At 63.5% G+C, this 19,124-nt stretch carries 15 protein-coding genes; 11 read left to right on the top strand and 4 right to left on the bottom strand.

Translation table 11 applies throughout. The features are described from left to right. The first annotated feature begins 117 nt into the window (after window positions 1-117). The 3 genes from HWE01_RS09140 to HWE01_RS09130 all read left to right on the top strand — a co-directional run bounded on the left by HWE01_RS09140 (window position 118) and on the right by HWE01_RS09130 (window position 4,094). Entirely contained in the window at window positions 118-1,389 is a 1,272-nt protein-coding gene (locus HWE01_RS09140; protein ID WP_241821580.1) for an FAD-dependent oxidoreductase, read from the top strand. 238 nt (window positions 1,390-1,627) lie between these two features. Beyond that, entirely contained in the window at window positions 1,628-3,196 is a 1,569-nt protein-coding gene (locus tag HWE01_RS09135; RefSeq protein ID WP_241821579.1) for an NAD(P)H-hydrate dehydratase, read from the top strand. Continuing rightward, window positions 3,150-4,094 (top strand): DMT family transporter, encoded by a 945-nt coding sequence (locus HWE01_RS09130; RefSeq protein WP_008328555.1) that lies wholly within the window; start codon window positions 3,150-3,152, stop codon window positions 4,092-4,094. Before HWE01_RS09135 ends, HWE01_RS09130 begins: the two co-directional genes overlap by 47 nt. Here HWE01_RS09130 and HWE01_RS09125 read toward each other — a convergent pair whose 3' ends face one another. Continuing rightward, on the bottom strand, window positions 4,095-4,805 hold the full coding sequence (locus HWE01_RS09125; protein ID WP_034350281.1) for an ABC transporter ATP-binding protein: 711 nt from the start codon (window positions 4,803-4,805) through the stop codon (window positions 4,095-4,097). 91 nt (window positions 4,806-4,896) lie between these two features. On the opposite strand from HWE01_RS09125, the gene HWE01_RS09120 reads away from it, so the two are divergent. The 3 genes from HWE01_RS09120 to HWE01_RS09110 all read left to right on the top strand — a co-directional run bounded on the left by HWE01_RS09120 (window position 4,897) and on the right by HWE01_RS09110 (window position 7,346). Continuing rightward, a complete protein-coding gene (locus HWE01_RS09120) occupies window positions 4,897-5,481 on the top strand; it encodes an arylesterase (RefSeq protein WP_283817511.1) in 585 nt (194 codons plus the stop codon). 93 nt (window positions 5,482-5,574) lie between these two features. After that, window positions 5,575-6,702, top strand: a complete 1,128-nt coding sequence (locus HWE01_RS09115) for an AAA family ATPase (protein WP_241821578.1) — start codon at window positions 5,575-5,577, stop codon at window positions 6,700-6,702. Continuing rightward, the gene (locus HWE01_RS09110; RefSeq protein WP_241821577.1) at window positions 6,699-7,346 is read left to right on the top strand and encodes a DUF4276 family protein; all 648 of its coding nucleotides are present in this window, start codon (window positions 6,699-6,701) and stop codon (window positions 7,344-7,346) included. The genes HWE01_RS09115 and HWE01_RS09110 overlap by 4 nt, the downstream gene beginning before the upstream one ends. 26 nt (window positions 7,347-7,372) lie before the next feature. Here the strand turns inward: HWE01_RS09110 and HWE01_RS09105 are convergent, their stop codons facing one another. The 3 genes from HWE01_RS09105 to HWE01_RS09095 form a co-directional block, all read right to left on the bottom strand. Beyond that, the gene (locus tag HWE01_RS09105; protein ID WP_008328552.1) at window positions 7,373-8,092 is read right to left on the bottom strand and encodes a glutamine amidotransferase; all 720 of its coding nucleotides are present in this window, start codon (window positions 8,090-8,092) and stop codon (window positions 7,373-7,375) included. Between the two features lie 474 nt (window positions 8,093-8,566). Beyond that, the gene (locus tag HWE01_RS09100; RefSeq protein ID WP_241821576.1) at window positions 8,567-10,486 is read right to left on the bottom strand and encodes a SurA N-terminal domain-containing protein; all 1,920 of its coding nucleotides are present in this window, start codon (window positions 10,484-10,486) and stop codon (window positions 8,567-8,569) included. A 210-nt stretch (window positions 10,487-10,696) separates the two neighbouring features. Beyond that, on the bottom strand, window positions 10,697-11,185 hold the full coding sequence (locus HWE01_RS09095; protein WP_008328549.1) for a hypothetical protein: 489 nt from the start codon (window positions 11,183-11,185) through the stop codon (window positions 10,697-10,699). Between the two features lie 373 nt (window positions 11,186-11,558). On the opposite strand from HWE01_RS09095, the gene HWE01_RS09090 reads away from it, so the two are divergent. The 5 genes from HWE01_RS09090 to HWE01_RS09070 all read left to right on the top strand — a co-directional run bounded on the left by HWE01_RS09090 (window position 11,559) and on the right by HWE01_RS09070 (window position 19,107). Then, a complete protein-coding gene (locus HWE01_RS09090; RefSeq protein WP_008328548.1) occupies window positions 11,559-12,647 on the top strand; it encodes a putative 2-aminoethylphosphonate ABC transporter ATP-binding protein in 1,089 nt (362 codons plus the stop codon). Window positions 12,648-12,659: 12 nt separating this feature from the next. Next, window positions 12,660-14,417: a putative 2-aminoethylphosphonate ABC transporter permease subunit gene (locus tag HWE01_RS09085; protein ID WP_241821575.1), complete on the top strand. Its 1,758-nt coding sequence runs from the start codon at window positions 12,660-12,662 to the stop codon at window positions 14,415-14,417. 81 nt (window positions 14,418-14,498) lie between these two features. Further along, a complete protein-coding gene (locus HWE01_RS09080; RefSeq protein WP_241821574.1) occupies window positions 14,499-15,530 on the top strand; it encodes a putative 2-aminoethylphosphonate ABC transporter substrate-binding protein in 1,032 nt (343 codons plus the stop codon). 153 nt (window positions 15,531-15,683) lie between these two features. After that, the gene (locus HWE01_RS09075) at window positions 15,684-16,886 is read left to right on the top strand and encodes a TIGR03364 family FAD-dependent oxidoreductase (protein WP_241821573.1); all 1,203 of its coding nucleotides are present in this window, start codon (window positions 15,684-15,686) and stop codon (window positions 16,884-16,886) included. A gap of 559 nt (window positions 16,887-17,445) precedes the next feature. Further along, window positions 17,446-19,107, top strand: coding sequence for an MFS transporter (locus HWE01_RS09070; protein ID WP_008328541.1), 1,662 nt, complete (start codon window positions 17,446-17,448; stop codon window positions 19,105-19,107). Window positions 19,108-19,124 lie beyond the last annotated feature (17 nt).

The following is a 19,124-nucleotide window of genomic DNA, read 5'->3' as shown; positions in this document are numbered from 1 at the left end:
TATTTCGCGGTATCATTCGGCCCGCATCGGCCCCTGCCAGAGCAGGTGCAAGAGGCGCCCGAGCCACTGCCCGATGCCCATGACCACAGCGGCCAGACCGCTTCCAAGACGAATAGAGTGAACAGTACACAACGACAGATCGCCATCATCGGCGGGGGACTTTCAGGGATTTGCAGCGCCTACTTCCTGGCCGCGAAGGGCTATGAAGTGGCCGTCATCGAACGCCGTGCGCATGTGGCCGAGGAAGCCACCTTCGGTGACGCCGGCCTGCTGGCCCCGGGCGCGGCCATGCCGCTGACCTTGCCGGGTGCCATGGCAACCTTCGCCTGCCGCTTCCGCGATGAGCCACGCGTGCTGCTGGCCCCCGGTGCCGATTTCGGTCGTCGGCGCTGGATGCGCGCCACGCGCCAGGCCCTGCACCACCACTTTGCCCAGAACAAGCTGCGCCTGACGCGCCTGTCGGCCTACGGCCAGAGCCTGGTGCTGCAATTGCAGGCCCACCACAACCTGGACAATGAAAACGGCCAGGGCGTCTTCCACCTCTTCCGCCATCCCTCCGAGGCGGCGCGCATGACGCATTTGCAGCAAGCCGCGCAAGAATGCGAGTTCAAGCACCAGGCGCTGGACGCCGCCGGCATCCGCGCGCTGGAACCGGCCTTTTCCTCGGAAGCGACACTCTCCGGCGCGCTCTACTATCCTGAGGACATGGCCGGCAACTGCGTGCTCTTTGCCAAGCAGATGCGCAATGCGGCCCAGGAGCTGGGGGTGAGTTTCCATTTCGACTCCACCGTGACGGCCATCGACGCCGAATTCGGTGGCCGCCTGGCGCTGAGCGTGAACTCGCCCCATCTGGCCTCGCAGATGCGGGTCGATGCCGTGGTGGTGGCCGCCGGCATGTCCAGCGCCGAGCTCTTGCGCCCGCTTGATACCGCCCTGCCGCTGCGGGCGGTACAAAGCTATTCGGCGCTGGTGCCGGTCAAGAATCCGGATGATGCCCCCAGCATGGCGCTCTATGACGACAGCTACAAGGTCGCCATGACACGCCTGGGCGGACGCATCCGCATCAGCGGCCTGCTGGGCTTCGTGCCGCCGGGTCAGACCCTGCCGCCCAAGGCCCTGCGCAACCTGCTCAAGATCGCCGGCGACTATTACCCCAATGCGGCCAACTACAACCAGGCGCATTTCTGGAGCAATACCATGGCGCTCTTGCCGCACGGCCTGCCCGTGGTCGGGCCGACCCGGCATGGCAATGTCTTCGTCAACGTCGGCCATGGTGCCACCGGCTGGGCCGCCAGCGTGGGTTCGGCGCGCCTGCTGGCTGACCTGGTCAGCGGCGACCAGACCGAGATTGCCGCCGAGGGCTTGCTGCCGCGCGACGTACTGGCCTGAGCAGGCTGTCTCTGCCGTCTGCTGCGGCCCTGGTCGCGTGCCTTCTTTTCATCGATAAAGATCGCGCAAGGGCCTGCACGGACAGAACAATTCACTTAAAATCAAGCACCCGCGTAACCAGCGCCTGAGCGTGTGAATTTTTCTGCACTTGGCTCTCCAGCGCCGACCTTGCGCGGTGTTCCAGCGGTCTTCTCGCTGCACTGACGCCCATCCACTCAACGTCCCCGCCACCCCGATCATGAGCGCGCTCCATACCGTTGCCGAGATCCGCCAGGTTGAACAAGCGGCCCTGTCCGCCCTGCCCCCTTACACCCTGATGCAGCGCGCCGGCGCCGCCATTGCCGAGCAAGCCCAGCAGTTGCTGTGTTCGGCCACGGCCTCTTCGCCGGCGGTGCTGATCCTGGCCGGCCCCGGCAACAATGGTGGCGATGCGCTGGAAGCGGCCTGCCTGCTGGAAGAAGCCGGCATCGAAGTGAGCGTGCAGCTGCATGCCGACGAAAGCCGCCAGCCCGCCGATGCGCGCCGGGCGTTGGCGCGTGCCCGCGAAGCGGAAATCCAGTTCATCGAAGGCCATGGCGATGCGCCGCTGCGGGCGCACTCCTGGGCCCTGGTGATCGACGGGCTGTTCGGCATCGGCCTGGCGCGTCCGCCCGGACCAGCCTTGCGCCCCATCATCGAGTACGTCAACAGCTTGCGCTGCCCGGTGCTGTCCATCGATGTCCCCAGCGGACTCAATGCCGACACCGGCAGCATCGTGGGCGGCCGCGAGGGTGTGGCCGTCCAGGCCACGCATACCCTGAGCTTCATCGGCGACAAGCCCGGTCTGCATACCTGTGACGGCAGTGACCACAGCGGCCAGATCGTGGTCGAGCCACTGGACATCGACGCGGCGCTGCTCCCCCCGGCGCGCGCCTTCCTCAATGGTCCGCAAAGTTTTGCCACCGCGCTCAAGCCGCGCGCCAACAACAGCCACAAAGGCAGCTATGGCGATGTGATCGTGGTGGGCGGTGCGCGCGGCATGGCCGGTGCGCCGGTACTGGCGGCGCGCACGGCAGCTTTTGGCGGGGCCGGACGGGTCTATGTGGCCTTCGTGGACGAGGGACCGGCCTATGACGACAAGCACCCCGAACTGATGTTCCGCCTGGCCGACCGGGTGGAATTCGGCGCCAGCGCGGCCCTGGTAGTCGGCCCCGGCATGGGCACCTCGCGCCATGCGCATGACATCCTGGCGCGCGCCCTCGACAGCGAAGCCAATATCGTCGTCGATGCCGATGCCCTCAATCTGATCTCGGCCGAACCCACGCTGCAGCACAAGCTGCACCGCCGCAGCCAGCGCGGTACGCAGCCGTGCAGCATCATCACGCCCCATCCACTGGAGGCCGCCCGCCTGCTCGACAGCACCACCCAGCAGATCCAGCAGGACCGCCCGCAGGCGGCGCGGCTGCTGGCCCGGCAGTTCAATGCCATCACCGTGCTCAAGGGGGCGGGCACGGTCATCGCCTTCCCCGATGGCGAGATCGCCATCAACCCCAGCGGCAATCCGGCGCTGTCCACCGCCGGTACCGGCGACGTGCTCTCGGGATTGTGCGGGGCCTTGCTGGCGCAGGGCTGGCCGACCGCGTCGGCCGCCCTGGCCGCCACCTGGATCCACGGCGCCGCCGCCGACCAGTTGGTGGCGGCAGGACAGGGGCCGGTGGGGCTGACCGCCAGTGAATTCATCCCGGCCATCCGTGCCGTCTTCAACCAGATTCTCCGAGACCATGTCCAGCGCCGTCCTGCCCTACCCACGCATCGCCCCCAGCCATAAGCTGGGTATCCTGTTCCTGATTTCGGGGCTGTGGACACTGTCACTGCTCGATACCGCCGGCAAGCTGCTGGCCCTGGCGGGGTATCACGTGGTGATGATTGCCTGGATGCGCTACACCATCAATCTGTTCTTCATGGCGGCCACGCTGGCGCCCTTGTACCGGCGCCGTCACGGGCGCAGCATCCTGCAGTCCAACCGGCTCGGACTGCAATTGGGACGGGGTGCGCTGCTGCTGGCGTCGACGCTGATTTTCTTTTCGGTACTGAAGATCGTGCCATTGGCCGAGGGCACGGCCATGAATTTTTGCGCACCGCTGATCGTGCTGGCCATCTCGCCGTGGCTGCTGGGCGAACGCAGCTATCTGTCGCGCTGGATTGCGGTATTGATCGGATTTACGGGCATGCTCATCGTGATTCGCCCCAGTGGCGACATCCCGCCCTATGGCGTGGCGCTGGGCCTGGTCTCGGCCTTCACCCAGGCCATGCTGTCCATCCTCAACCGCAAGGCCAGCCAGGCCGATAACCCGATGGTGACGCTGTTTTATGGCGCGCTGGTGGGCAGCATCGTCTCCACGCTGCTGGTGCCCTTCTTCTGGACCAGTCATGCGCCCACGATGGTGGAACTGGCGATCCTGGTCTCCACCGGCATCACCAGCACCATCGGCCACTTCCTGCAGAACTCGGCCTACCGGCATGCCGAAGCCTCGGTGCTGACGCCCTTCTTCTATGCCCAGATCATCTCGGCCTGCGGCATGGGGTGGCTGGTCTTCGGGCAATTCCCGGACCAGATCACGGTCCTGGGCATCGCCATCATCTGCGCCAGCGGGATCGGCATCGCCTACATCGAACACAAGCGCGCGCACCCGCTGCCGCCGGCCGATCCGATGGAGTCCGTCTAATCAGTCCTGCACCAGCCGCCCGGCGGCAATGGTCAGGGTGCGCTCGCAACGGGCGGCAATGCCGGGGTCATGGGTCACCAGCACCAGCGTGGAGCCGCGCTCGCGGTTCAGTTCAAACATCAGCTGGATGACCGATTCGCCGGTAGCCGCATCGAGGCTGCCGGTCGGTTCATCGGCAAACAGCAGGGGCGGTTCGGTCACAAAGGCGCGTGCCAGCGCCACGCGCTGCTGCTCGCCGCCGGAGAGGTATTTGGGATAATGCTTCAGGCGGCTGCCCAGGCCCACGCGACCCAGCATCTCTTGCGCCTTGGCCCGCGCCTGGTTGTCACCGCGCAGTTCCAGCGGCAGCATCACGTTTTCCAGGGCATTGAGGTGTCCTAGCAGCTGGAAGGACTGAAACACGAAGCCCAGTTTGCGCTTCCTCAACAGCGCCCGGCCATCTTCATCGAGGGCGTAGATGTCTTCGCCATCGAGGCGTACGGAACCTGCGCTGGGCGTATCCAGTCCAGCCAGCAGGCCTAGCAGGGTCGACTTGCCGGAACCGGAAGCGCCGACGATGGCCACCGTGGTTGCGGCGGCCACGGTAAAATCGATGTCGCTCAGGATGGTCAGGCGACCGGATGGAGCGGCCACATCGGCAACATGTTTGGACAACTGAAGGACTTCAATGGCGGCAATGACGGCAGAACTGGCGGGAGCGGAAGCGGGCATGCAGGGCAATCGGGCAAGTGGGTCCGGGACAGGTGCGCGGCGCAACGGGCTGGTGGGCGCGGTGTTGCGTCTGCTGGCGGGCGTCGTGCTGATGGTAGCGGCGACGAGCGCTTATTCTGCCCCAAAAAACCTGCTCGTGCTCGGTGACAGCCTGTCCGCCGAATATGGCCTGCAGCGCGGCACCGGCTGGACCGGCCTGCTGCAGAAGCGGCTGCAGCAGAACAAGCTGGATTACCAGGTGGTCAATGCCAGCATCAGCGGCGACACCACCATCGGCGGGCGCAACCGCCTGCCGCCGCTGATGGCGCAGCACAAGCCAGCCGTCGTGGTGATCGAACTGGGCGCCAACGACGCCCTGCGCGGCCTGCCGCTCAAGACCAGCCAGGACAACCTGCAAGCCATGATCGATCTGGCGCACCAGCAAAAGGCCAAGGTACTGCTGGTGGGGATGCAGATTCCACCCAATTACGGCCCCGACTACACGCACCGTTTCGCGGCGATGTACCAGGAGCTGGCCAAGAGCAACAAGGTGGCGCTGGTGCCGTTCTTCTTCGAGGGGATCGCGGCCGATCTCTCACAGTTCCAGGCTGATCGCATTCATCCCAATGAACAGGCGCAGCCCAGGCTGCTGGACAATGTCTGGCCGCATCTCAAGCCGCTGCTGGGACTGAAGTAGCTTTCGGCGCTCTGCGCCGAAAGCACTCGCCCCGTATCGGACTTTTGCACTATCCTATCGCTCTTTTTCGACGCCCGGACGGAGGATGTTTGAATGACCGTGCCCCACCCACCACGAAAGACCAGCCGGATCCGTTCGATTACCATCGAAGGCTTTCGCAGCCTCAACAACATTGAGCATCTGGAGCTGCCGCCGCTGACCGTGTTGATCGGTGCCAATGGCGCGGGCAAGTCCACGCTGATTCGCTTCTTCGAGATGTTGAGCTGGATGGTCAAGTCCAGAAGCTTGCAGGAGTTCGTGTTGCGCCAGGGCGGCGGCGACGACCAGTTTTTCATGGGTGCGCGCAAGACGCCACGTATCCATGCCGAACTGTGCCTGGAAACGGACATGGGACAGATCGACTATCGATTTGAACTGGCCCATCTCTCGGCCGGCGATTCGGTCATGGTCATGAACGAAGCCTATCGTTACGCCGCCCACGGCGCCCCGACCAAGGCGAAGTGGACTGACATCGGAACGGTAGGCAAGCAATCCAATTTATTGGAGCAGAAGGACGAAGCGGCCACTACCATTGTCGATCTGCTTCGCCAGTGCGCCACTTATCAGTTTCATGACACCTCCATCAATGCGGCGATCCACAATCGCTGGGATGTGACCGATTCATTCCGCCTGCGCCCGGATGGCGGCAATCTCGCGGCCGTCTTGCTGGACCTGTGCAATACGGACAGCAAGCGCTACGAATTGATCACCCGGCAAATCAGCCGCGTGTTGCCCGCCTTCAAGGACTTCGTGCTGGAGGCGGAAGCCGGCAAAGTCCTGTTGCGCTGGATCGGACGTCATAGTGACAAGATCTTCGGGTCTCACCTGACCTCGGACGGATCGTTGCGGCTGTTTTGCCTGTTGACCTTGCTCAATCTGCCGCCCAATCGCCTGCCGGACATCATGCTCTTCGATGAGCCCGAGTTGGGCCTGCACCCGCACGCCGTCACACTGGTGGCGGAAATGTTCAAGCGCCTGGCCAAGACACGGCAAATCTTCATTGCCACCCAATCCCCTTACCTGGTCGATTGCTTCGAGCTCGAAAACATCATCGTCGCCAGCGCCAATGAGGGCGAAACGAAGTTGTGCAATTTGCCGCGCGAGCAATACCAGGAGTGGCTGGACGATGAATATCAGCTCTCTGACATCTGGCTCAAACAGGCCGTCGGAGGCATGGGATGATCCGTGTCTGCATTGTGTGCGAGGGGCAGACCGAGGTGCAGTTCGTCAAGTCCTGCCTGGCCCCCTATCTGCTGGCCAGCCAGGTACAGGCGTTCCCATCCTTGCTGCAATCGCCCTCCGGAAATCACCGGGGTGGGCGCGTCACGGTGGAACGCCTGGCCAGGTTCATGTCGCACCAATATCACCAGACCGACCGCATCACGACACTGGTCGACTTCTACGGGTTCCAGGATCGCGACGGGCTTAGTCGCGCTCAGCTGGAGGCTGCTATCCGCGCTGGGGTTGCCACTACCTCAGGCTACGATCCACGCTTCGTGTTGCCGTACGTGCAGATGTACGAGTTCGAGGGCTTGTTGTTCAGCGATCCTGAACAGTTTGCCTGGGTGGAGGATGGCTGGAATGAGCAGGTCAAGCAACAGTTGACCGCCGTGAGCGCAGCATTTGCCAGCCCGGAAGACATCAACAACAGCAGCGAAACTGCCCCCTCCAAGCGCATCCTGCGCATCTTCCCTGAGGGCAGCTATTCCAAGACGGAACATGGGCCGCTGATCGCAGAATCCATCGGGATAGACACCATTCGCGTCAAATGTCCCGCATTCAGCGAGTGGGTAGGACAGCTTCAGGCTTGGGGGCGCCCGGCCTGACAGCGTCAAGGATCATCAGCGCCTGTTCAATGCCGCGCGTACAACGCCAGGAAGCGTCGCAGCAGCCCGGCCGATTGCGGCGTCTCGCTGACCTTCTCGCACAGCGCCTGTGCATCGATGCCGCAGCCACGGTAGATATCGGCGTAGTAATGCAGATGGGCGCGCACGAACTCGGGCGAGAACTCGGGATGGAACTGCGTCGAATAGACGTTGTGCTTGTGCTTGATGACGTGGTGCGGGTCCATCGGCGAGCGGGCCATGACGATGGCGTCCTTGGGCGGACGCAGCACCGACTGCATGTGCAGCATGTGGGCCGGGAATTCGTCCGGCAGCACGCCCAGCAACTCATCCTGGCGACAGCATTCCAGCGTCCTCACGTGCATGGTGCCGGCGGCGCGGCCGGCCGGGTTGTAGCCGACTTCGCCGCCAAAGGCATGGGTCAGCAACTGGTGGCCATAACAGATGCCGAACATGGGCGTGTCCAGTTCGGCAGCGTCGCGAATCCATTCGGCAGTGCGCTCGCTCCAGTCTTCCTTGTCAGTCACCATGGCCGGTGAACCGGTAATGAAAACCGCGCGGTAACTGCGCGGGCAGGACGGGCGCTCGCCTTCATAGACGGTCACCACTTCGATCTCGGTACGGCACAGACCGGCAGCGCAGCCTATCTGGTCGACATAGCCACCATAGTTGGTCTTGAGGGAAGGATTGGCATCTCCGGTGCGAATGATCAGGACTGGGGCAGGCATAAAAACTGGGTCGTATTCAGGGCAAGTCTCGCATCGGAAGCACTCCTCGTGGAAATACCCCCTGCGATGCTTTTCGAATGTCGACTGGAGAAAGCGACAACTTGTACGGCAGCCGTTTGTTTCCGAAACGGCGCAACATGACGTGCGGATGACAGGAATTTCATCTCGACAGCACAAAAGCTGCATGTTCCCACACGGTGGAAAGCTGACGAAACGCCAACAGACGATGGAAGAATTGAAGCGGATTCCCCGGTGCCGGCTCCCTGTTGCATCCCGCTCGAATGCAGCGCCGGTGTCCATGATGAAACAAAAAAGGCCGCTGGAAAAGCGGCCTGTGTAAATTTTTTAGCAAATTGTGGCGGTCATGCCGACAACTCCCCGTGCTGGGGCAGCACAGCGCACCGATTCACGATCCCGGTGCGCTCCTTGCACTGGCTGCCCCACGGCGGGCCGTGCGATTAGCTCACTTGGCGCTCACTTGGCAGCATCATCCGCGCTCACCGCAGCAGCCCCCTTGAGCAGCTTGGTCTTGGCCTTCTCGCGCAGGTAGTCCAGGTAGCCCAGGGCATCCTGCTGCGACAAGGCGGCGGTGATCTGCTCCTGTTCGGCCTTGCGACGTGCGGTGTCGACGGTCTTGGGCTGTTCCACCTTGGTGATACGGTAGATCTGGTAGCCCAGGCCGCGCGTCTCGGCGCCCACGTAGACCGGCAGCTTGGCGGTATCGGCCTTCATGACGGCGTTGAAGGCTTCCTGGGTCCAGCCGTCGGACTTCACGCGGGACACCACCTTGGGCTCGCTGAAGCCGCTGGCATCATCCTTGGCCTGCAGCTGGGCCAGGCGTTCCTGGCCCGCCTTCACTGCCAGGGATTGCTCTTCGGCTGCCACCACGTCCTTCTGCACCTCCGCCTTGACTTCCTCGAACGGGCGCTTGGACACCGGCTTGTAGCTGGTCATGCGCGCGGCCACCAGGGTGTTGGGAGCGGTCTGCACGGCTTCAGTGTTGTGCTTGCCCTTGATCACGTCGTCGGTGAACAGTGCGCTCAGGAACTTGGCATTGTTGTAGGGTGCCGCACCGGCTGCCGGGTTGGGCAGGCGGGTCACGCCGGAGGCGGTCTGGATCTTCAGCTTGAGCTTGTCGGAGACGGCTTTGAGGCTGTCGGCGTTTTCATAGACCAGGTTGTTGAACTGGTCGGCCATGTCCGAATACTTCTTGGCGGCGATCTGCTTCTTGATGTCGGCACCGATCTCGGCCTTGACCGATTCCAGCGGCTTGACCGACGCCGGCTTGATGCCGGTCACCTCGATGACGTGATAGCCGAAGTCGGACTCCACCGGATCGCTGATCTCGCCCTGCTTCAGGCTGAAGGCGGCATCGGCGAAGGGTTTGACCATGGCGTCGCGGCTGAAGTAACCGAGGTCGCCACCGTTGGCGGCCGAGCCGGGGTCCTGCGAATTGGCTTTGGCCAGCTTGGCAAAGTCACCCGGATTCTTGCGCAGCTGCGCCACCAGAGCATCGGCCTTGCTCTTGGCTGCAGCCTTGTCGGCCGCCGAGGCATCCTTCTTGACGGTGATCAGGATGTGGCTGGCGCGACGCTGTTCTTCGGTGGCGTACTGCTTCTGGTTCTGCTCGTAGTAGGACTTGATATCGTCATCGGTGACAGTGGCCTGGGCAGCCACGGCCGCCGCATCCAGGACCACGTACTCGATGTCGGCCTGTTCCGGGGTCTCGAAACGGGCGGTGTTCTTGTCGTAGTAGGCCTTGAGCATGTCGTCGGTCACCTTGACCTGGCTGGCGTAGCTGTCCGGCTTGAAGTTGAGCATCTGGACGGTACGTTCCTGATCGTTCAGGTTGGACAGGTTCTCGGCCACGGTCCTGGGCGCGAAAGCGGTGCTCTGGATGGCAGCATTCAACTGCTGCACGGCCATTTCGCGGCGCAGGCCGGCTTCGTAGGACTTCTGGGTCATGCCCTGCGCGGCCAGCAGCACGCGGTAATGCTCATTGTCGAAGGTCCCGTCCGGTTTGGTCAGGCCGGGAATCTGCAGGATGCTTTGCTGCAGTACCTGGTCCGGCACCACCAGCTTGCTGGCCACCACCTCGGCGCCCAGGGCGCGCTGGGCGATCAGGTTGTCGAGGATGGCGCGGCGCGCCTGCGGGCTATCGAAGATCTTGCTGTCGAACTGATTGCCATACACCTGGCGCATGCGTTCGAGCTGCTGGCGATGCGCGGCATCCCACTCTTCCTTGGTGATGGTCTGGCCGGCCACCTTGGCCACGCCGCTGTCGTCGGTCAGGCGGCTGTAACCCTCCAGGCCGAAGAAGGCGAACGACGGGAAGATGAACAGCAGCAGCAGGAACTGCATCAGGCGCTGGTGAGTACGAATGAAATCAAACATGTATAGCCAATCAATAAACGATCTGGTCAATGAAGGACAGCGGGGATCAGCGAAGACTGCCGCTGGCGCGCGCCGATAAGAAAAAAGGCGAACTCGCGTTCGCCCTGATCCGGCGCAGGCCCGTCAGGCCCGGGAGACACAACGCACACCGTCATGCTCGCGCGACATTATACACATGCCAATGCCGGCAGGCATCTTTGCCGGGAACCGCTATCGGTCCATCTGGGCCAGCGCCACGCTGCGCAACTGGAAACGGCCATCGTTGTTGAACAGCCAGCTCTCCGAGAGTTCGATACGGCCCTGCTTGAGCAGCGCCGGTGGCGGCTTGGGAAAGGGCGCCGCGGTTTTCAGGCTGCCCAGGGCGCTGGCCTCGGCGTGCTTGTCGCGGTTGCTGCGCAGGATCTCGCTCCTGACCAGGTTTCCCTCACCATCCACCACGTACTTGATGACGATCACCGAGCGCAGCAAGGCTTGCGGGCGCTCTATGTAGACACTGGTGAAATTGACCTGGGAAATGCGCCTGGCCAGGTCGACCTTGTAGCCCTCCACGGTGGTGGCGGTGGAGGTGGCGTCTTCGGTGGTCTTCTTCTGCTCGATCAGGGCGCGTGCCAGTGCGTCACGCTCCTGCTGGGTGCTCTCCGGCGCCGAGCAGGCCGCCAGCATGGCGGCCACGCCCACGCCTGACATCGCCAGCCGCATCCCGGGTCGCCGCCCGGGCTTGCCGTTTTTGTTCATTTGCTCCTCCAAAGGACTGAATGATCTTGCTTCACCCGCCGTACGGCGTCAATGAAGGATCTGACCAAATTTGGACAGTCATTTCCGCCGCGGATTCCCCCGCCGCGAGAGCCCGAAGGCCGATCCATAGCTTCAATCTATAGCAAGGATTCCAGTCCGCTATCACAGCAGGGGGTGTCATCCAGCAGTCATATTAGGCCCGTACCATCCGCTTGCCTTTGAACGGGTCGGCCCGTCAGGCGCAAGCCCGCATGGGCGCTGCGTTTGGGCAAAACCACGAGCCAGCCAGACACCTTCCGAGATGATGCCCACACCCTCTTGCGCCGCCGCCCTCGCGATGCCGGTTTGTCCGCCTGATGATGCCGATGCCGGCGAGCGTTTCCTGTCGGTACGCGGTATCGAAAAACGCTTCGGGGCCTTTACCGCGCTGGACGGGGTGTCGCTGGAAGTGCACCGGGGAGAGATGGTCTGCCTGCTGGGCCCGTCGGGCTGCGGCAAGACCACCCTGCTGCGCACCATCGCCGGGCTGGAGCGCCAGGACGCCGGCCAGCTCGTGGCCGCCGGTCGGGACATTTCCGGTCTGCCGCCGCAATCGCGCGATTACGGCATTCTGTTCCAGTCCTATGCCCTGTTTCCGAATCTGACCGTGGCCGACAACGTCGCCTATGGCCTGCGCAATATGAAGCGCCAGGCACGCCAGGCGCGCGTCACGGAGATGCTGGCCATGGTCGGCCTGGACGGCAGTCAGTCCAAGTATCCCGGCCAGCTGTCCGGCGGCCAGCAGCAGCGCGTGGCTCTGGCGCGTGCGCTGGCGCCGTCGCCTTCACTGCTGTTGCTCGATGAACCGCTTTCGGCACTGGATGCGCAGGTACGCGAACACCTGCAACTGGAAATCCGCCGCCTGCAAAAGCAGTTCCGCATCACCACCCTCATGGTCACGCATGACCAGGAAGAAGCGATGGTCATGGCCGACCGCATCGCCGTCATGCAGCACGGGCGCATCGAGCAGTTCGGCACGCCCGCCGAGATCTACCGCCGTCCGGCCACACCTTTCGTGGCGGACTTCATCGGTCATGCCAACTGGTTGCCGTTTTCGCGCATCTCGGGGTCGCAGGTCACCGTGGGGGCCTTGCGCCTCGAAGTGCGTCCCGAAGAAGCGGAGCTGCAAAGCGGCCGCCTGTTCTGCCGCCCCGAGGCCGTGGAACTGTTCGCCACCGAAGACTGTGCCAACCGCTTCCGGGCGCGTGTGGTCGATCGCATCTATCTCGGGCACCGCTACCGCCTGGCCTTGTCAGCGGATGCGCTGCCGGGCCAGACCCTGCTGGCCGACGTCAGCGGCGATTCGCACGAGCGCCTGACCGCCCTGTCGGCACACGACGATCTGTGGGTGGCCTTGCCGCGCCAGGCACTGCGGGTCTTTGCCTGAGCCGCAACATTCATGACGATGCAATCTTCCCTGCCCCCTGCCCGCTCACTGACTGCCATGGCACTCGACCAGACCCTGCCCGCCACGGCACAGGCCGGCCGCGCCGGCACCGACCGCAGCCAGTGGCTGCCGGGCGCATTGAAATGGCTCTTGCTGGTGCTGCTTTCGCTTGGTCTGGGCGGCCCCCTGTTGTTCATCCTGGCGCAGGCGGTTCTCACGCCCGAAGGTAACTGGGCCGGTATCCAGCCCTTCGTGGCCCTGTTTGCCAATATCAATTTCCTGCCGCTGCTGGGACGCAGCCTGTGGGTCTCGGCAGTCACCGCCGTGGTCACGGTGCCGCTGGCCTATGTGTTCGCCTACGCCCTGCAGCGCAGCTGCATTCCCTGCAAGGGCCTGTGGCGCGGCATCGGCCTGTTGCCGCTGCTGGCCCCGTCGCTGTTGCCGGGCATCGCGCTGATCTACCTGTTCGGGAATCAGGGACTGTTCAAGGAATGGATGGATGGCAGCATCTACGGCTTCTGGGGCATCCTGCTGGGTGAAGTGTTCTACACCTTCCCGCATGCCATGATGATCCTGCTGTCGGCGCTGTCGCAGGCCGACGGTCGCCTCTACGATGCGGCCCATGCCATGGGCGCCTCGCGCTGGCGCGTCTTCACCACGGTCACCCTGCCGACCACGCGCTATGGCATCTTTGGTGCGCTGTGTCTGGTCTTCACGCTCACCATCACCGACTTCGGCGTGCCCAAGATCACCGGTGGCGCCTACAGCGTGCTGGCCGTGGAAGCCTACAAGGCCGTGGTCGGTCAGCAGCAGTTCGGGCGCGGTGCGCTGATCGGCTTGCTGCTGCTGGTGCCGGCCCTGTTGACCTTCGCCCTGGACGCCTGGCTGCAGCGCCGCCAGCGCGCCACCATGAGCAGCCGTTCGGAAGCCTACATACCGCGTCCCGACTGGCGCCGCGATGGCCTGAACCTGCTGGCGGTGGCGCTCATCGCTGCGGCCATCCTGATGATGATCGTGGTCGCCATGGGAGCGTCGGTGGTCAAGCTGTGGCCCTACAACCTGCAGCTGACCTGGCAGCACTACGACTTCGACAACATGGATGGCGGCGGCTGGCTGGCCTACTGGAACAGTCTGAGACTGGCCTGCGGCACCAGCGTGGCTGGCACCGTGGTCATCTTCACCGGTGCCTGGCTGATGGAAAAGACGCGCGGCCAGCGCTGGCTCTCGCCCCTGCTGCGCATGCTGTGCTTCCTGCCCATGGCCGTGCCCGGCCTGGTGCTGGGCCTGGGCAGCCTGCTCTTCTTCAACCATCCGGCCAATCCGTTCAACTTCCTCTACGGGACGATGACACTGCTGGTGCTGTGCTGCATCGTGCACTTTTACACCACGGCGCACCTGAGCGCCGTCACCGCCCTCAAACAGCTCGATCCGGAATTCGAGGCCGCCTCGCTGTCGCTGAAGGTGCCACTGCTGCAGACCTTCCTGCGCGTGACCGTACCGCTGTGCCTGCCGCAGATGCTGGAGATCTTCCGCTACCTGTTCGTGTCCTCGATGACCACGGTATCGGCGGTGATCTTCCTGTATCGCCCCGATACGGTGCTGGCCTCGGTGGCGGTACTCAACATGGATGATGCCGGCGACGTCGGTCCGGCGGCGGCCATGTCCACGCTCATCCTGCTGAGCTCGGCGCTGGCCTCGCTGCTCATGCACCTGGCCGGCAGCGGCTGGCTGGCGCGGGCCCAGGCCTGGCGCCGGGGCCGCGCCCACTGAACCGGACTGACTACGCCACGATTTCCCCACCTAGCGTCCTCGACGCGTTTTCAACCCAGCCATTCACAGACGAAGGCCATCATGAAAAAAACCAAGCTGTTTTCCCTGCTCGCATCGCTGATCGGCGCCGGCATGCTGTTCTCGGCCCAGGCCCACGCCGCCACCACGCTGACCGTCTACACCGCCCTCGAAGCCGACCAGATCAAGGCTTACCAGGCCGCGTTCCAGAAGGCCAATCCGGACATCGAGATCAAGTGGGTGCGCGACTCCACCGGCATCGTCACGGCCAAGCTGCTGGCCGAGAAGGCCAACCCGCAGGCCGACGTGATCTGGGGCCTGGCTGCCACCAGCCTGGCCCTGCTGGACAAGGAAGGCATGTTGACGCCCTACGCCCCGCACGGCCTCTCGGCCATCGATGCCAAGTACCGCAGCGCCGCCAATCCGCCGGCCTGGGTCGGCATGGACGTGTGGGCTTCGGCGATCTGCTTCAATACCGTGGAAGCACAAAAGCAGGGCCTGCCCAAGCCGACCTCCTGGGCTGACCTGACCAAGCCGGTCTATGCCGGCAAGATCGTGATGCCCAATCCGGCTTCTTCGGGGACCGGCTACCTGGATGTCTCGGCCTGGCTGCAGATGATGGGTGAAGAAAAAGGCTGGGCCTACATGGACGCCCTGCACAAGAACATCGGCCAGTACACCCACTCCGGCTCCAAGCCCTGCAAGCAGGCCGCGACAGGTGAATTCCCCATCGGTATCGCCTTCGAGTACCGCGCCGTCAAGACCAAGAAGGAAGGCGCCCCGATCGACGTGATCCTGCCCTCCGAAGGTCTGGGCTGGGATATCGAAGCCACCGCCATCGTCAAGGGTACCAAGAACCTGGAAGCCGCCAAGAAGCTGGCCGACTTCTCGGCCAGCAAGGATGCCATGGCCCTGTATGAAAAGAACTTCGCCGTGGTCGCCGTTCCCGGCGTGGCCAAGCCGGATGCACTGCTGCCGGCCGACTATGAGAAGCGCCTGATCAAGAACGACTTCACCTGGGCCAGCACCAACCGCGACCGCATCCTGACCGAGTGGAGCAAGCGTTACGAAAGCAAGTCCGAGAAGAAGCAGTAAGACCAGAGCCAGTCGGCAACACCTCACCGTCACGGTGGCGCGTTCGTGCGTCACCGTGACGGTGCCAGGAGAGGATCGCAGGACGCCGCCAGAGTGTCCCCGCACAACAGGCAAGACGACATCTCGCAACTGACTCCGATGGAGCAATCTCCCATGACCAATTCCCTCTCAGAACACGATCCGCAGCACTTCGACCTGGCCGTGGTCGGCTCGGGCATCCTCGGCCTGGCCCACGCCTACGCCGCCGTCAAGCGCGGCCTCAAGGTGGCCGTCTTCGAACGCACCGGTACGCCCCTGGGCGCTTCCGTGCGCAATTTCGGCATGGGCCTGGTGACCGGCCAGCCGCCGGGCATCATGCTGGACCTGGCCCGCGAAAGCCGCGCCCTGTGGCTGCACCTGTCCACCCGCGCCCATTTCAGCGCCCGTGAAGCCGGCACCCTGCTGTTTGCCCGCAGCCAGGCCGAGCACGACGTGCTGCTGGAATTCATGACCGTGCGAGCGCGCCAGTACGATTACCGCGCCAGCCTGCTCGAAGGCGACAAACTCAACACCCTCTACAACGGGCGCTTCCGCCATCACCGCTCGGCCCTGCATGGCACCGAAGACCTGCAACTCTATTCGCGTGAAGCCATGCCGGCGCTGGTGGCCTACCTGCACTCGCAGGGCGTGCATTTCCGCTTCAATACGCTGGTCCATGGCACCGCCGACGGACGTCTGTCGACCACCGTCGGGGAGTTTCACGCCGAGCGCGTGGTGGTGTGCTCGGGCCACGATTACCAGACCCTCTTCGCCGACCGCCTGCAGCCGATGAACCTGAAGCAGTGCCGTCTGCAGATGCTGCGTCTGAAGACCGAGGAGCCGCTGCCGCTGACCCATGCGGTGCTGACCGGCCTGTCCTGCACGCACTATGGCGCCTTCTCGGACCTGCCGAGCGCGCGCGCGGTGCATGCCGAGATCGAGGCCAACGCCCCGCTGCTCAACAAGCACGGCATCCACCTGCTGGTCAGCCCGACGCCCTACCAGGAGCTCATCGTCGGCGATTCGCACCACTACGGCACCGATGCTCCCCCCTTCAACAGCGAAGAAGTCGATGAACTGCTGCTGGGTCTGGTGGAGCACACCCTGGCCACCCGCGTGAAGGTGATCGAGCGCTGGCAGGGTGTCTATGGCAGCAAGGGGCCTGGCCCCTTCTCGGCGCTGGCCATCGACGACCACACCTCGGTGGTGCTGATGCACACCGGTATCGGCATGAGCGTGGGACTGGGACTGGGCGAGCGTGTGGTCAAGGCGCTGCTGGAAGGTGAGGCCCTGCCCTCGCCGAGCGCGCAAGCCACGCCGGCCACCGCACCGGCCTGACGTCGCTGTCCCCGGCTGACAGGGCGATTTGCATCTGCATCGCCCTGTCACCGCCGTCACGACCGGCTTTCTGGCCGGTCAGGCATGCCGCTGACCCGCATGCCTGGCAAGATGCTTCACTTTCTCTTCCTCATTGCTGACAGAAAATCTTTTTTGACCACCCCTCCCCAAAAGGCGAGCCCCCGACCGCAATCGCTGCGACGCAATATCCCCTGATACCCCGCAAGGTCTTGCCGGAAGGGCTTTGCGCTGCTGCATCGCAACTAGAAACCGGCTTGCTGCGCTGTAAGCTTGTGTAAGTTTGGAGCAAGTCCTGCGTAAGTTTGGCGTCGCACACTCGCCGCATGGACAAGTGGGTCCTTACGCAGGCAATGCGAAGTCAATATCGCGGTTTGTGTTAGACGGGGAAGCGAGGGGAGGCGATTCTTCATGCTCTGCATGCTCTGTTCTCCGGTGCGTTCCTGCATAACGCCCCATTCGGCCATCTGCTGCATTGTTGCCCCGAGTACCTGGCTGCATTCCATGTAGTAGCACACTCATTAAAACCAAGGAGACAAACATGACCACAGCATCAGTCAACACGACTGCGCGCGGCATCACCCCGGAGGAAAAGAAAGTCATCTTCGCCTCGTCGCTAGGCACCGTTTTCGAATGGTATGACTTTTACCTGTACGGTTCGCTGGCGGCCATCATCGCCAAGCAATTCTTCGCCGGCACCGATCCCAACACCGCCTTCATCTTCGCCCTGCTGGCCTTCGCCGCCGGTTTCATCGTGCGTCCGTTCGGCGCGCTGGTGTTCGGTCGCCTGGGTGACCTGGTCGGCCGCAAGTACACCTTCCTGGTGACCATCCTGATCATGGGTGCCTCGACCTTCATCGTCGGCGTGCTGCCCAACTACAACTCCATTGGCATCACCGCCCCGATCATCCTGATCGCCCTGCGCATCCTGCAGGGCCTGGCGCTGGGCGGTGAATATGGCGGTGCGGCCACCTACGTGGCCGAGCACGCACCGGAAGGCCGCCGCGGCGCCTTTACCGCGTGGATCCAGACCACCGCCACGATGGGCCTGTTCCTGTCGCTGCTGGTGATCCTGGGCGTGCGTACCGCGGTGGGTGAAGCTGCCTTCGCCGACTGGGGCTGGCGCATTCCCTTCCTGGTTTCCATCCTGCTGTTGGCCATCTCGGTGTGGATCCGCATGTCCATGAACGAGTCGCCGGCCTTCCTGAAGATGAAGGCCGAGGGCAAGACCTCCAAGGCACCGCTGACCGAAGCCTTCGGCCAGTGGAAGAACCTGAAGCTGGTCATCCTGGCACTGGTCGGCCTGACCGCCGGTCAAGCCGTGGTGTGGTACACCGGCCAGTTCTATGCCCTGTTCTTCCTGACCCAGACCCTGAAGGTGGATGGCCCGACGGCCAATATCCTGATTGCCGTGGCTCTGCTGCTGGCCACGCCCTTCTTCCTGTTCTTCGGTTCGCTGTCGGACAAGATCGGCCGCAAGCCCATCATCCTGGGTGGCTGCCTGATCGCCGCCGTGACCTACTTCCCGATCTTCAACGGCCTGACCCACTTCGCCAACCCGGCACTGGAATCGGCCCTGAAGAAGTCGCCGGTGATCGTCACCGCTGACCCGGCCAGCTGCCAGTTCCAGTTCAACCCGACCGGCACCAAGAAGTTCACCTCCTCCTGCGACATCGTCAAGGCCAAGCTGTCGGCGGCTTCGGTGAACTACCAGAACGTGGCCGGTGCACCGGGTTCGGTGGCCACCGTCAAGATCGGCGAGCGCATCATCACTTCATATGATGCGGCTGGCCTGTCCAAGGAAGAAGCGGCTGCCAAGGACAAGCAACTGTCCAAGGAACTGGCCGATGACATCAAGGCCGCCGGCTACCCGGCCAAGGCCGATCCGGAGCAGATGAACAAGCCCATGGTCCTGCTGCTGCTGTTCATCCTGGTGCTCTACGTGACCATGGTGTACGGCCCGATCGCGGCTTGCCTGGTGGAGATGTTCCCGACCCGCATCCGCTACACCTCCATGTCCATGCCCTACCACATCGGCAACGGCTGGTTCGGCGGCCTGCTGCCCACCACCTCCTTCGCGCTGGTGGCCTTCAAGGGCGACATCTACTACGGTCTGTGGTATCCGATCGTGATCTCGGTCATCACCGTGGTGATCGGCCTGCTGTTCGTGAAGGAAACCGTGCACAACAACATTCACCAATGATGCAATGATGATCTGAT

Origin of the sequence: Herbaspirillum sp. C7C8 (assembly GCF_022627875.1) — a bacterium.
GTDB lineage: Bacteria > Pseudomonadota > Gammaproteobacteria > Burkholderiales > Burkholderiaceae_D > Herbaspirillum.
Note: the sequence above shows the minus strand (reverse complement) of the source record. Positions and strands in the feature narration are given on the sequence as shown.